Annotated in this window: 11 protein-coding genes; all 11 read left to right on the forward strand. The window is 71.3% G+C overall.

Translation table 11 applies throughout. The annotated features are described in order from the left end of the window. Positions 1-161 precede the first annotated feature (161 nt). The 11 genes from FSW06_RS01315 to FSW06_RS01360 all read left to right on the forward strand — a co-directional run bounded on the left by FSW06_RS01315 (position 162) and on the right by FSW06_RS01360 (position 13,881). On the forward strand, positions 162-953 hold the full coding sequence (locus FSW06_RS01315) for a DivIVA domain-containing protein (RefSeq protein ID WP_083827003.1): 792 nt from the start codon (positions 162-164) through the stop codon (positions 951-953). 107 nt (positions 954-1,060) lie between these two features. Then, positions 1,061-1,648, forward strand: coding sequence for a YceD family protein (locus FSW06_RS01320; RefSeq protein WP_010119060.1), 588 nt, complete (start codon positions 1,061-1,063; stop codon positions 1,646-1,648). Next, complete coding sequence (gene rnc / locus FSW06_RS01325; RefSeq protein WP_010119059.1) at positions 1,648-2,379, forward strand: ribonuclease III; 732 nt, start codon at positions 1,648-1,650, stop codon at positions 2,377-2,379. The genes FSW06_RS01320 and rnc overlap by 1 nt, the downstream gene beginning before the upstream one ends. Before the next feature lie 22 nt (positions 2,380-2,401). Beyond that, on the forward strand, positions 2,402-3,289 hold the full coding sequence (gene mutM, locus FSW06_RS01330; protein ID WP_010119058.1) for a bifunctional DNA-formamidopyrimidine glycosylase/DNA-(apurinic or apyrimidinic site) lyase: 888 nt from the start codon (positions 2,402-2,404) through the stop codon (positions 3,287-3,289). 429 nt (positions 3,290-3,718) lie between these two features. Further along, complete coding sequence (locus tag FSW06_RS14405) at positions 3,719-3,874, forward strand: hypothetical protein (protein WP_170233709.1); 156 nt, start codon at positions 3,719-3,721, stop codon at positions 3,872-3,874. A 5-nt stretch (positions 3,875-3,879) separates the two neighbouring features. Beyond that, the gene (locus FSW06_RS14410; RefSeq protein WP_029448916.1) at positions 3,880-4,272 is read left to right on the forward strand and encodes a hypothetical protein; all 393 of its coding nucleotides are present in this window, start codon (positions 3,880-3,882) and stop codon (positions 4,270-4,272) included. Between the two features lie 26 nt (positions 4,273-4,298). Next, complete coding sequence (locus FSW06_RS01340; protein ID WP_010119054.1) at positions 4,299-5,780, forward strand: alanine/glycine:cation symporter family protein; 1,482 nt, start codon at positions 4,299-4,301, stop codon at positions 5,778-5,780. 33 nt (positions 5,781-5,813) lie between these two features. Continuing rightward, entirely contained in the window at positions 5,814-6,389 is a 576-nt protein-coding gene (locus FSW06_RS01345) for a GNAT family N-acetyltransferase (protein ID WP_010119052.1), read from the forward strand. 107 nt (positions 6,390-6,496) lie between these two features. Continuing rightward, a complete protein-coding gene (locus tag FSW06_RS01350; RefSeq protein WP_010119050.1) occupies positions 6,497-6,793 on the forward strand; it encodes an acylphosphatase in 297 nt (98 codons plus the stop codon). A 21-nt stretch (positions 6,794-6,814) separates the two neighbouring features. After that, on the forward strand, positions 6,815-10,327 hold the full coding sequence (smc, locus tag FSW06_RS01355) for a chromosome segregation protein SMC (RefSeq protein WP_146881287.1): 3,513 nt from the start codon (positions 6,815-6,817) through the stop codon (positions 10,325-10,327). Positions 10,328-10,338: 11 nt separating this feature from the next. Beyond that, positions 10,339-13,881: a hypothetical protein gene (locus FSW06_RS01360; RefSeq protein WP_010119041.1), complete on the forward strand. Its 3,543-nt coding sequence runs from the start codon at positions 10,339-10,341 to the stop codon at positions 13,879-13,881. Positions 13,882-13,887 lie beyond the last annotated feature (6 nt).

A 13,887-nucleotide genomic window follows, 5' to 3' on the forward strand; every position in this document is an offset into this window, starting at 1 on the left:
CGGACGGCACCTGGGTTCGTAACTCCGGCCGTCCCGGGACGTGACCGACCTCCCGGTTCTGAAAACCGACACCGGCGGCGTCCGCAACCTCCCGGGGCGTGCAACTGGACCTCGCGTGTCACACCAGCCCCATCCGCACTGTTTCTGGCATGCTGGTCGGCATGTACAAGACATTCCAGGGCCTTGATGATCTCCAGAACATGGTGGACCAGGCGTACGGCGTGCCGATGACGTCGAACTGCATGGTTCCGCGGCGCGAGGTCCAGGATCTGCTCGACGAGGTCAGGACGGCCATCCCGATCGAGATGGACGACGCCCAGGACGTCCTCGACCGCCGGGACGCGGTCCTCGCCGAGGCCGAGGACGAGGCCGAGGGCATGATCTCCGACGCGAAATCGGAGCGCGACCGCATCCTCGACGAGGCCCGCCGCCAGGCCGACGAGATGGTCGCGGACGCCGAGAACCAGGCCACCGCCACCGTCTCCCGCGCCGAGGCCGAGGCGGACCGGCTCGTCAGCGACGCCCGCCGGGACGCCGAGGACACGGTCTCCCGCGCCGAGTCCGAGTCCCAGCGGCTGGTCTCCGCCGGCAACGAGTCCTACGACCGCTCCGTCAACGAAGGCATCGCCGAACAGCAGCGGCTGGTCAGCGAGGCCGAGGTCGTCCGCCAGGCCAATGACGAGGCCCGCCGTATCGTCGAGTCCGCCCACGCGGACTCCGACCGGCTGCGCCGCGAATGCGACCAGTACGTGGACTCGACCCTCGCTCAGTTCGAGGAGTCCCTCACCGGCACGCTGCGCACCGTCACCCGCGACCGCACTGCACTGCGCAAGGGCGCCGGGGTCTCCGGACCACGCGCGCCGCGTGGCGACGGTGGCGATCGTGGCGGGCGTGGCGAACACAGCGATGTCCGGGAATCCTCCCGCGAGGACGGCTGGGGCACGCGGGGCTGACCCCGCACCGACTGCACCGACTGCACCGACTGCATCGACCACACCGTTCGCACCGGCACCACCACCGGCCGTCCTGATTGGCACCGTCACCGCTGGCAGGGGTACAAATGACCACCGTGAGTAACAATCCGTTCCAGCTTGACGTCCGCGAGGCCCTGCGCACCACGGGGCTTCCCCAGCACCTGACGACTTCGGGGCCCGCACCCCAGCGCCTCGGTGGCGAGATGCTCGGTGTGGCCGAGGGTGCCCCGGTCGAGATCATCGCCGACGTGACGAACCTGGGGGAGTCCCTGCTGGTGGACGCCACCCTGCACGGCACGGCCACCGGCCAGTGCTCCCGCTGCCTCAGCCCGCTCGAGGAGCCGCTGGAGCTGCACGTCAGCGATGTCTTCGGTCTCAGCCCCGACTTCATCACCCGGGACGCCGGGAAGACCGGCACCGATGACGGGGACGGCGAGGACGACTTCGAGCCGTTGTTCGTCGAGGAGGACCGGGCCGACCTGACCCAGCTCTTCGTCGACGAGGCCGGACTGACCCTCCCGTTCAACCCCACCTGCGCCGACTACGGCCGCGAGTGCGATGAGGGGACGCCGGAACCCGACGGCATCTCCGAGGAGCAGGCCGCCGCCCCCGACCCCCGCTGGGCAGGGCTGGCCGAGAAGTTCGGCGCCACCGATGAAGACGGAGAGAACTGATGTCCCGTAAGCGCCGTCTCACCGGGGAGGCCGCCCTCGAGGCCGCCTTCACCCGCACCGACCATGCCCCGCTGCTGGCCGCCTGGGGCGTGGAGCTGTCCGACGACATGCTCCGCCTCGCCCTCACCCACCGTTCCTTCGCCAACGAGAACGGCAACCTGCCCAACAATGAGCGGCTCGAATTCCTCGGGGACGCCGTGCTCGGACTCTCCGTCGCCGAACAGCTCTACCGGCAGTTCCCGGACCGCTCGGAGTCCGACATCTCGAAGATGCGCGCCGGCGTGGTCAACATGTACGCCCTCGCCGACGTTGCCCGGGAACTCGGTATGGGCGACCACCTGCTCCTCGGCCGCGGCGAGATGATGACCGGCGGATCCGACAAGCACTCGATCATCGCCGACTCGGTGGAGGCGATGCTCGGGGCGATCTACCTTGAGAAGGGCTTCGACGTCGCCCGGGCCACGGTGCTGCGCATCTTCGAACGCCGCATCACCACCGCCCCCTCCACCGGCCTGACGATGGACTGGAAGACGGTGCTGCTGGAGCGGCTGTCCGACCTGAGGATGTCGGTCGACCCGGTCTACGAGTCCGAGGCGGACGGCCCGGCCCACGACCAGACCTTCCACGCCACCGTGTCCTTCGACGGTGCGGTGAAGGGCCGCGGGGACGGCCACACCAAGAAGGAGGCCGAGCACCATGCGGCCCGCGAGGCCTACCGGGCACTGAGCTGACCCGGACCCGCGGGAATCCGTCATGCCTGAACTCCCCGAGGTCGAGGTCGTCCGCCGTGGTCTGGCCGCCCACATCACCGGCGCGACCATGGTGGGCACCGAGGTGCTGCACCCGCGTGCGGTGCGCAGCCAGCCCGGCGGCGCCACCGAACTGGAGGCTGGGCTCGACGACGTCCGCATCGACGCGGTCCGGCGCCGCGGCAAGTACCTGTGGCTGGAACTGACGCCCCGCCGGGCGGCGTCCGGTGGGACGCGCTGCCTGCTCGTCCACCTCGGCATGTCGGGCCAGATGCTGCTCGGCGAACCCGGCGAGGTCACCTCACCGCACCTGCGGATCCGCTCACTACTTGTCACCGAGGACGGCCGGGAGCTCGAACTGAGCTTCGTCGACCAGCGCACCTTCGGCCGCTGGGAACTCTGCGACCGGGTGCCCGCCGCCGACGGGTCGGGATACCGGGTACCGGCGGCGGTCGCGCACATCGCCCTCGACCCGCTCGATCCGGCCTTCGACGCGGCGAAGGTGGCGCGGGTCATCCGGAAGAAGCGCTCCGAGATCAAACGCGTCCTGCTCGACCAGACCGTGGTCTCGGGGATCGGGAACATCTACGCCGACGAATCCCTGTGGGCCGCGCAGGTCCACCCGCGGAAGAAGGCGACCGCGATGCGGCAGGGCGACGTGGTCACACTGCTGGACGCCGCGGCGGAGGTCATGACCCGTGCCCTGGCCGCCGGCGGCACGTCCTTCGACGACCTCTACGTCAACGTCAACGGCGCCTCCGGCTACTTCTCCCGGTCGCTCAACGTCTACGGGCGTGAGGGGCAGCCGTGCCCCCGCTGCGGGACGCCGATCGTGCGGGAACAGTGGACCAACCGGTCCTCGCACTTCTGCCCGGTCTGCCAGCGGAGGTAGCCGGCCAGGCGGAGTGACCCCGGGGTGGGTGACGCGGGGCGATCACCTCTGCACCGGCGATGATCACCTCCCCGGCAGCGCATCTGTCCGGGCGGCAGGCCAAAACCATGCCGCAGGCGGTGATGAACGACGTTTACGCCTGCCGGTGTGACAGATGCGCTGCCAGGTGGGGGAAAGACAGTCCAGCGGCATCGGTGGCGGGGTCGATGCCAGAGGCGGGGTGCTACCCCAGATGCCGGAGGAACCGCCGGGGCTCGTCGAGGAAATTCCGCCAGTTCCGGACCAGATCCAGGTCGTCGTAGTCCCGGTGGTGGGAGGCCCGTGTCGTCGAGCTCGAGGATCTCGGCGTCCGGCAGTGAAGCCAGCAACGGGGAGTGGGTGGCGACAATGACCTGCGACCCCTGCTCCGTCAGGCGGGAGATCTGGGCCATGAGCAGCAGACACCCGCTGAAGGAGAGCGCGGACTCGGCCTCGTCGAAGATCCAGAGGCCCCGGATGCCGGCGCGGGAGGTGACGAACTCGATGAAGGACTCACCGTGGCTCTGGAAGTTGTTGCGGCCGGCGTCCCCGATACCGGACAGGTAGGTGAAATGGCCGTGCATCGTCTCGGCACGGAGGAACACACCCTTGCGGGGCGCGCCGCCGGCACGGATGAGCTTGAGGTGGTCGGCGAGCCCGGACTCGGTCCGCTCGGTGACATGCACCGCATTGTGCGTACCACCTTCCGGATTGAGCCCGTAGGCCTCCGCGACCGCCTCGACCAGGGTGGACTTGCCGGAACCGTTCTCGCCGACGAGCACGGTCACCGGGGAGAGGTCGAGACCGTGGTCGAGCAGGTCACGGACGGCGGGGACGGTGGCCGGCCAGCTGCGGCGGTCGGCGGGGTCGATGCCCAGCTCCTCGATCCGGCGGACCGGGAGGGGAAGACGGCGGAGCATGGCAGCCAGCCTAACGTGCGCGGCCGCGTCGGGGCAGTGGCCTGACCACCGGTGCGGTAACCTCAGCAGCCATGACGGACTTCATCACTTCACTGAACGACGGTTACTGGGGCGTGGTCGTCTGGATCCTCCTGGCCGCCGGCGTGTACTTCGGCGTCCGGACGGTGGTGGTGCAGCTCCGCCTGCTGCCCCACATGTTCCGGGCCGTCACCGAACAGCCCTACGAGGAGGACGAGATCCTCGCCGCCGGACGCGCCGAAGCCGGTCCGCAGAAGAGCATCTCCCCGTTCAAGGCGTTCACGATCTCCGCGGCGTCCCGCGTCGGCACCGGCAACGTCGCCGGTGTGGCGGTCGCCATCACCCTCGGCGGGCCCGGGGCGGTGTTCTGGATGTGGATGATCGCCATCCTCGGCGGGGCGACCGCCTTCATCGAGGCGACGCTGGCACAGCTGTACAAGACCCGCGACTACACCAGCAACGCCTACCGCGGCGGGCCCGCCTACTACATGACCCGCGGCCTGAACGCCCGCTGGCTCGCGGTCATCTTCGGGGTGGTCATCACCGTCACCTTCGGCTTCATCAACAACGCGCTGCAGACCAACTCCATCGTCAGCTCCGTCGGTACCTCGGTCGGCAGCGACGCCACCGCCCTGAAGGTCGTCATCGGGGTGGCCGTCGCCCTGCTCACCGCCATGATCGTCTTCGGTGGTGTGCAGCGGATCGCCTCGTTCACCCAGATCTTCGTCCCGTTCATGGCGATCGCCTACATCCTGCTCGGCCTGCTGGTCATCGGGATGAACATCTCCGACCTGCCCCGGGTGATCGGCGACATCGTCGGCGGGGCGTTCGGCCTCAGGGAATTCGCCGGGGCGACGGTCGGTGCCGCGTTCATGAACGGTATGCGCCGCGGCCTGTTCTCCAATGAGGCCGGCCAGGGGTCCGCACCGAATGCCGCGGGCACCGCGGCGGCGTCCCACCCGTGCAAGCAGGGACTGGTCCAGACCCTCGGCGTGTACTTCGACACGCTCATCGTGTGCTCGGTGACCGCCTTCATCATCCTGCTGTCGCACCCGACCTACGGCACCGAGGTCGAGGGGGCGAAACTCACCCAGGACTCGGTCGCCTCGCAGGTCGGCGACTGGGGCATCCATGCGGTGACCCTGATCCTGTTCTTCCTCGCCTTCTCCTCGGTGATCGGCAACTACTACCTCGCCCAGTCCAACGTGGAGTACTTCACGAAGAACCCGGTGGTGATGCTGGTGTTCCGGTCGCTGGTGGTGGTGTGCGTCTTCCTCGGCGCCCTGGTGGACGTGCCCGCGATCTGGGCGCTGGCGGACACCGGCGCGGCGACCATGGTGGTGCTCAACCTCTGTGCGCTGGTCCCGCTGTGCCCGGTGGTGCTCAAACTGCTGCGCAACTACCGGATCCAGAAGAAGCAGGGCCTCGACCCGGTGTTCCGCCGGTCGATGATCCCGGGACTGAAGAACGTGGAGTGCTGGGACGACAAGGACGAGACCTTCGACGCAGCCGACCCGGTCAGCCTGCGGGGGTAGGTGGGTCAGGCCCTTCGGGGGATGATGGGGCACATGGACATCGAGGTACGTCCGGCCACTGTCTTCGAGGACGTCGCCACGCTGGTCGGCCCGAAGAAGTCGCCGACGGCCAACGTGTGCTTCTGCCTGAGCTACCGGCTGCGCAGCAAGGAGAACAACGCCCTGCGCGGTCCGCAGCGCGGTGAACGGGTCCGGGAACTGTGTGCCGGGGATCCGCCGCCCGGGGTGGTCGCCTACCTGGACGGGGAACCGGTCGGGTGGGCTGCGGTGCACCCCAGGTCGGCGACGAGTTTCGCCGTGAACCGGCGGATCCCGCACATCGACGACCTGGACGTGTGGTCGCTGTGGTGCCTGCGGGTCCGCCCCGGGTACCGGAAGAAGGGGATCACCCGTCAGCTCATTGCCGGCGCGGTGGAGCATGCGCGGGCATCCGGGGCACCGGCGGTCGAGGCCTATCCGGTGGACAACGCGGGGGAGCGGGTGGACCTGACGATGGCCTACGTCGGGACCCGCCACATGTTCGAGGAGGCCGGGTTCACCCTCGCCTCGGAGACGACCTCGGTGCTCAACGGGTTCCCGCGCGTCCTCATGCGGCTGGATCTGCGGTGACCGGTGACGTCTGATACACAATCCGGGACATCCGTGCCACGGACCGACCGATTTGTGTATCCGTTGTCACCGCGACGGTGACCGGGCCGCCGACTAGGATCTTCGGCATGGACACCGCCGACACCACCGACCTCCCCGCCCGCCTCACCGCCTGGGTGCACGGGCACGTGCAGGGCGTCGGCTTCCGGTGGTCGACGCGGAAGAAGGCCCTGGAACTCGGCCTGGTCGGCTTCGCCTCGAACTACCCCGACGGCCGCGTCCTCGTCGTCGCCGAAGGGCCCGAGACGGCGACCGACCGGCTGCTCGCCTGGCTGAAATCCGGTGACACGCCGGGCCGGGTGGACACGGTGGTGCACGACGTCACCGGCCCCCGCGGCGGGTACAGTGGCTTTGATACCCGCTAGCTGAAAGACACCGACCACCCCATGTACCTCAAGTCCCTGACCCTGAAGGGCTTCAAGTCCTTCGCGTCAGCGACGACGCTGAAGCTCGAACCCGGGATCTGCGCCGTCGTCGGCCCCAACGGCTCCGGCAAGTCCAATGTCGTGGACGCGCTCGCCTGGGTGATGGGGGAGCAGGGGGCGAAGACCCTGCGCGGCGGCAAGATGGAGGACGTCATCTTCGCCGGCGCCGGGGACCGCAAACCGCTCGGTCGTGCGGAAGTCACCCTGACCATCGACAACTCCGACGGCGCACTGCCCATCGAGTACTCGGAGGTGTCCGTCACCCGGCGGATGTTCCGCGACGGGGCGTCCGAATACGAGATCAACGGGGCGAAGGCCCGGCTGATGGACATCCAGGAACTCCTCAGTGACTCGGGCATCGGCCGGGAGATGCACGTCATCGTCGGCCAGGGGCGGCTGGCCCAGATCCTCGAGTCCCGGCCGGAGGAACGCCGCGCCTACATCGAGGAGGCGGCCGGTGTGCTGAAGCACCGCCGTCGCCGGGAGAAGGCGCAGCGCAAGCTCGTGTCGATGCAGGGCAACCTCGACCGGCTGCACGACCTCACCGACGAACTGGGCAAGCAGCTCAAGCCGCTGGCCCGGCAGGCCGAGACCGCACAGCGCGCCGAGCAGGTCCAGGCCACGATCCGGAACAACCGGCTGCTGCTCACCGCCGACAAGGTCAGCCGCCTGACCGCGGAACTGCAGGACGCCGACGGGCAGGCCACCGTCCTCGCCGAGGAGATCACCGAACTGCGGGACGCCCTGGAGGAGCACACCGGGGAACTCACCGCCACCGAGGAGGAACTGCGCACCGCCCTGGAGCAGGCCGAGGCGGCGAAATCCCTGTGGTACCGGCTGTCGACGGTGGCGGAGAAGAACTCCGCCACGCTGCGCATCGCCGCCGACCGGGCCGCCGATTCCGGGGTCGGCACCGAATGGACCGGGCAGGACCCCGCCGAGCTCGAGGCGCGTGCGGAGCAGGCGGAGGAGGAACAGGCCGCCCTCGACGAGGAGGTCGAGATCGCCACCGAACGCCTCGAGCAGGTCCGCGAGGAGGTCGAGGACCGGGCGGAGGCCGCCCGCGAGGCCGAACACGAGCACATGGCCCAGGTCCGGGCGGTCGCCGACCGGCGGGAGGGCATCGTGCGGCTGTTGTCGCAGCAGGACGCCCTGGCCCAGCGCCGGACCGCGGCCGACAATGAGCTGGAGCGGCTGGAACAGGCCCTCGTCGACCAGCGCGGCGCCCTCGAGGAGGCGTCCGACCCCGGGGCACTCGAACAGCTCGACGAGGTCGAGGCGCAGGGTGGTGGACTGCAGGAGGCCGCCGACCGGGCGGCCGAGGAGTCCGCGGGGGCGGAGGCCCGGGTCGCCGAGCTGCGGGGGACCGAGCGGGACCTGGAGCGCACCATCGCCCGGGACGAGGCGAGTGTCGCCGCCTGGACCGACCGGCTGCGGCCCACCGACGGCGGCGAGATCGCGGTGACCACGGCGCGGGAGCTCGGTCTCGGCGAACTGGAACCGCTGGCCGGGCTGGTGACGGTCCGGGACGGCTGGGCGGCCGCCGTCGCCGCGGTGCTGCCGGAAGGACTCGTCGGCTCCACCGACGCCCGGGTGGTCGAGGCGCTCGTCGCCGCGGCGCAGGGCCGCTCCCTGCTCATGGACGGCACCGCCGGCAGCGACGGGCGGTTCGGATCCTCCTGGCGGCTCGACCGGCCGGACACGGCCGGGCCCACCGACTGGCTGCTCGACCACATCGACATCACCGCCGGCACCGACATCACCGCACCGTTGACCGCCCTGCTCGTCGACGTCGTCGCCGCCGACTCGGTCGACGAGGCACGCCGTACCGTCACCGACGACCCCCGGCTGCGCGCCGTGACCCGCGACGGCGTGCTCTGCGGGGCAGGCTGGGTGGCCGCCGGCTCCGGTGGGGCGTCCCCGGTCGAACTGAACACCCGCATCGCCGAGACCACCGCGGCCACCGACGCACGCCGGGCGGAACTGTCCGACCTGCAGGCCACCCTGCGCGGTGCGGAACAGGCCGCGGAGGAACTGCGCACCGCCGCCGCCTCGGCGAAGGCCGCCGTGCGGGACCACGCCACCCGGCTCCAGGCCGCCCGGCAGCGGGCCGAGGCCGCCTCGAAATCCGCGGAGCAGGCCGCCCGGCTGCTGGCGCGGGCCACCGAGCAGCGTGACGAGGCCGAACAGCGCCGCGAGAAACTCATCGCCGAGGCCGCGGAGGTCGACGACCGGCTGTCGCGGGTGGACGCCGAGGAGACCGGCGACGAACCCTCCACCGTCGAGCGGGACGCCACCGCCCAGGCCCTCACCCAGGCCCGCGCCATGGAGATGGAGGCCCGGCTGGGGCTGCGCACCGCCGAGGAACGTGCGGGCAGTCACCGTGGCCGGGCCGAGGGACTGCGCCGGCAGGCGCGGCAGGAGGCCGCCGCCCGCGCGCAGTTCGAGCAGGCCGCCGAACGCCGCCGCCGGGCCCGCGAACGCGCCGAGGTGGTGCACGCCCAGGCCCGCCGGGTCGAACTGCGGATCCGGGACGCCCTGGCACGGTCGGAGGAGGCCCGGCAGCACACCGCCGAGGCCCACCGGCAGTGGCAGGCGGCCCTGTCGCAGCGCAAGGACAAGGTCGACAGCCTGACCCTGCGCCTCAACCACCTCACCGACAAGTCCCACCAGGCCGAACTCGCCCGCAGTCAGGCGCAGCTGCGCATCGAGCAGGCGCTGGAACAGGCGACCGAGCAACTGGGCATGTCCGCCGCCCAGCTGCTCGCCGAGGCCCCCGGCGAGGACTTCGACCGGGAGGCCGCGGCCAAGGAGCTCAAGGCGGCGGAGAAGTCGCTGCGGTCCCTCGGCAAGGTCAACCCGTTGGCGCTCGAGGAGTACGCGGCGCTGGAGGAGCGCTACCAGTTCCTGTCGACCCAGCTCGACGACGTCGAGCGGGCCCGCGGCGACCTCGAGGGCGTCATCCAGGATGTGGACGCCACGATCCTCCAGCTGTTCACCGACGCCTGGCACGACGTCGCGGAGGAGTTCCCGCACGTCTTCGACACCCTGTTCCCCGGTGGTGCCGGACGCCTGTTCCTCACCGACCCCGACGACATGCTCACCACCGGCATCGAGGTGGAGGCGCGTCCGCCGGGCAAGAAGGTCAAGCGGCTGTCACTGCTGTCCGGCGGGGAGAAGTCGTTGACCGCCCTGGCGCTGCTCGTCGCGATCTTCCGCGCCCGCCCCAGCCCGTTCTACGTCATGGACGAGGTCGAGGCGGCCCTCGACGACGTCAACCTGCGCCGCCTCATCGCCCTGTTCGAGGAGCTGCGGGAGGACAGTCAGCTCATCGTCATCACGCACCAGAAGCCCACCATGGACGTGGCGAACGTGCTCTACGGCGTGACGATGCGCGGGGACGGGGTGACCCGTGTGATCTCCCAGCGGATGCATCCGGCGCCCGCCGGGGCCGCGGTCTCCGACCCGTCCTAGAATGGGCGACCGTGACGTCTCAGAGCCCCACTGCCAGCCCTGCCCTTTCCCCCATCGCCGACCTGTCCGACACCCTCCTCGCGTGGGCCTCCGGGACCGAGGTCGACCTCGCCCGTCGACTCGGTGAGGTCGAGGTCTTCGTCGACCTCGACATCACCGGTGACGAACTCGAGCGGATCACGACGTTCTACGGGACGTTCCTGTCCCGGCAGATCGCCGCGGGCGGTGACGAGGCCGCACTGCTGGCGACCTGCCCGGCCCTGACCGCGACGACGCTGCTGTTCCGCGCCGCCCGGCTCAACGTCGTCGACGAACTGCCCGCCGAGTTCTGGTCCGGCCTCGGCCTGACCCCCACGCCGGAGCGCATCGCGCTGGTGGACGCCGACCACTACGCCGGCCTGCTCACCGCCGCCGGGCTCGACCCGGTGGACAGTGCGGTGGCGGGGCCGGACGGTGACCGCGGCCGCCTGTTCGCCCACATCGGGCTCGCCAGTGACTGGATCCCCGAGCTCATCGAACTCATCGACACCCGCCGGCTCGACGGCACCGCGGCGCAGGACGCGACCGCCGAGGCCGCCGCGGTCGTCGGCGTCCTCGCCGCCGAATCCGTCCAGGCCGGCCCGCTGTGCGCGGTGCTGCCGGACCTGGCGGCCCGCCTCATCGCCCCGGTCGTCACCGTCGTGCGCTACGCCGCCGGCCACCCTGACCACTGGCGCCACGGCCTCGCCGGTGCGGGGGCCGGCACGGTCCCGGGCAGCGACCTGCGCGTGCCCCGGCTGATCCTCGAGGACGTCCTCGAGGAGCTGCGGGAGCGCCCCGCCGGCACGACCGCCCGCCGCCACCGGGTGGGCGTCGGCACCCGGGAGGACCAGCCCCGGCTCGCCCTGGATCTCGCCCGGCAGCGCACCGTCCTGCGGCTGCCCGCCGTCCCGCTGGAGGAGGGGCGGACCGAGGTGCGCTGGCACATCGACGTGGCCGGACGCCCCGCCGGTTTCCGCACCCGGGTCGCCGAGACCCCGGCCGATCCGGTGGAGGGGGAGACCTCCGTCGCCCGGCCGGTGACCAGCGTGCTCGACATCCCGGTGCGCCGCCCGGTCCGGGAGATCGGCGTCCGCGACCTCAGCCACGACGAGTCCTGGGTGCTCAGCGGTGTCGACGAGGACGACCCGGTGCTCGTGTTCACCCGCCGCGGCACCGAACTCACCGACCGGGTCTCGCTGCACCACGCCCGGGTCCTCGTGGTCTGCCCGGCGGACTCGACCGCGGTCGACCCGGTCAACGACACGACGATCCCGGTGGTCTCCGAGCGACCGCTGAAGACCTGGGACGGCTGGGTCATCCGCGACCTCGACCTCGCGGCGGCCACGTCCCTGTACATCGAGCGCCCGGGCGTCCCGCGGCCGGCGATGGGGACGCTGCGCTGCGTGGACGCCCGGCAGCGTGTGTGGTTCCGTGAGCCCGATGAGCCGGTCGCCGGACTGCGCTCCCTCGGCGGGTTGCCGGTCCACGCCGAGAGCCTGCAGGCGGTGTTCCCGCCGACGGTCTCCGGCGCCCCGGAGATCTGGTTCCTGTCCGTCAGCTCCTGGGCCGGCCCCGACGAGACCGGGGAGGAGGTCACCGAGGAGGAGCCGCTGGAGGTCCCCGCCGAGGGCGGCATGTTCGAGGTCTTCGACCCGGAGGCCTACGACACCCCGTGGGTCGGCGAGTACCTCGTGCGGCTGCGCGGCCCGCGCAGCGAGTCCTTCCGCCACGAGTACGCCGTCGTCGAGGGACTCGACGTCGAGGCCCCAGAGTCACCGCGGCTGGCGAAGACCGCCGGCCTGTCGCCGGTGACCGTGACCTTCCACGGCGGTGAGAAGCCGCTCATCATCCCCCGGTCGGTGGACCTGACCCCGACCGAGAAGTCCGTCCAGGTCGTCGCCGAGACCGACGCCGGCGATGCCCTTCCGCTGGTCGTCGAGCCGCCGCGGCTGCGCTACCAGCTCATGCTCCAGGGTGAGGACCCGATGTGGCGCACCGAGTCGGTGACCGTCTCCGCCAGCGGCCTGGACACCCGCACCCGGTTCCGCATCCGCCCGGGCATGGCCGTCGAATCGCCGCGGCTGGTCGTCCGCGACCGGCACGGCTCCCCGCTGCGGACCCTGCGGCTCGGCACCGTCGACGACGTCACCTGGTCGGTCGCCCTGTCCCCGCTGGCCGGACTGCTCCCGCAGCTGCGGGAGGGTTCCTGTGAGCTCGAATTCGTCGCGGACGGTCGCAGCCACAGCGTCCGGGTCGCGACCCTGCGGCCCGCCGTCGAGCGCACCGCCGAGCTCACCGACGGCGTCCTGACGATCACGCCCGCCCCGGCCGGCGGTGTGTGGATCTGGCCGTTGACCGCCCCCTGGCAGTCTGCGGCGACCGTCGATTTCGGCGGGTCGGAGACCGCCGCCGTCCCGGCGGACCTCGTCGACGCCGGACCGCTGAGCGTCCAGCTGTTCAACCGGGACCGGTTCAGCCCGCTGTACCCGCCGGCCGCGCCCGGCCCCGCCGCCCTGCGCGTCGAGGCCGCCGGGTACGCCCACTCCGACGACGGTGGCCCGTGGACGCGCCTGTCCGCGTTCATCGCCGGGGAGTCCGACGAAGCCCCGGATGATCCGGACGTGCTCACCACCCTGTGGGACGTGCTCGCCGGCTGGCTGTCGGGCAAGGCGACGGCCGCCGCCGGGGAGGCGATGCGGGCCGCGCTCGGCCGCCACCCGCGGGAGTCCCTCCACGCCATGTCACGGTCCCTGGTGCCGTCGACCGACCGCCCCGCCCAGTTCATCCTGTCGGGTCTGGTGGACGCCCCCATGGTCGCCGAGGAGGGCAGGCCGGTCACCGGCATCGCCTGGATCGCGGCCCTGGAGACCCTCGGTGAGCTCGCCGCCACCTCCGACGACGAGATCACCGCGCGTCGGGCCATCGTCCGCCGGCTCAGCGGCATCGGCGGACCGGAGCTGTCGAAGACGGTGGAGTCCGGCCGGGACGCCACCCTGGAGACCTCCTGCATCGACGCGACGACGGTGCAGATCGCCCACCTGTCCGAGGAACAGCAGGAGGCCGTGCTCGGCGCCTTCTTCGCCGGCTCGCAGGTCGTGCCCGGTGCCCTGTCGGAGGGCAACTCGCGGCTGATCGCGGTGTTCGAGGCCTTCCGCCACCGTGACGAACTCAATGAGCTGCTCGCCGACCCGGAGCTGCTGCGCGTCGCGCTGTCCCTGCTGCGCCGCATCAAGCAGACGAACCGGCAGCTGTACACCTCGGCGCGTGTGCGCTTCGACCGGCTCGACAACGTCGACACGGACGCCGCCGCCAACCGGTGGGCGCTCGCCCCGGTCATCAGCATGATCCTCGCCCTCGCCGCGCGGCTGCGCGCCCACGGACGGCTCGGGTCGCTGGGCCAGCTGCGCGACGCCTATCCCGGGTGGGCGGAACTCGCCCGCGTGGTCCCCGACCTGGTGACCGGCGACATCGTCTCCGCCGACGCCATGGTGCTCGGCGTCTTCGGTCCCGACGAACCGGAGACCGACGACTAGCCGGTC

Origin of the sequence: Corynebacterium nuruki S6-4 (assembly GCF_007970465.1) — a bacterium.
Lineage (GTDB): Bacteria > Actinomycetota > Actinomycetes > Mycobacteriales > Mycobacteriaceae > Corynebacterium > Corynebacterium nuruki.

Excerpts from the sequence above, each read along its gene's own strand:
- FSW06_RS01315 (WP_083827003.1), top strand. The coding sequence starts at position 162 with ATGTACAAGACATTCCAGGGCCTTGATGATCTCCAGAACATGGTGGAC.
- smc (WP_146881287.1), top strand. The coding sequence starts at position 6,815 with ATGTACCTCAAGTCCCTGACCCTGAAGGGCTTCAAGTCCTTCGCGTCA.
- FSW06_RS01350 (WP_010119050.1), top strand. The coding sequence starts at position 6,497 with ATGGACACCGCCGACACCACCGACCTCCCCGCCCGCCTCACCGCCTGG.
- FSW06_RS01345 (WP_010119052.1), top strand. The coding sequence starts at position 5,814 with ATGGACATCGAGGTACGTCCGGCCACTGTCTTCGAGGACGTCGCCACG.
- mutM (WP_010119058.1), top strand. The coding sequence starts at position 2,402 with ATGCCTGAACTCCCCGAGGTCGAGGTCGTCCGCCGTGGTCTGGCCGCC.
- rnc (WP_010119059.1), top strand. The coding sequence starts at position 1,648 with ATGTCCCGTAAGCGCCGTCTCACCGGGGAGGCCGCCCTCGAGGCCGCC.
- FSW06_RS14405 (WP_170233709.1), top strand. The coding sequence starts at position 3,719 with ATGAGCAGCAGACACCCGCTGAAGGAGAGCGCGGACTCGGCCTCGTCG.
- FSW06_RS01340 (WP_010119054.1), top strand. The coding sequence starts at position 4,299 with ATGACGGACTTCATCACTTCACTGAACGACGGTTACTGGGGCGTGGTC.
- FSW06_RS14410 (WP_029448916.1), top strand. The coding sequence starts at position 3,880 with ATGGCCGTGCATCGTCTCGGCACGGAGGAACACACCCTTGCGGGGCGC.
- FSW06_RS01320 (WP_010119060.1), top strand. The coding sequence starts at position 1,061 with ATGACCACCGTGAGTAACAATCCGTTCCAGCTTGACGTCCGCGAGGCC.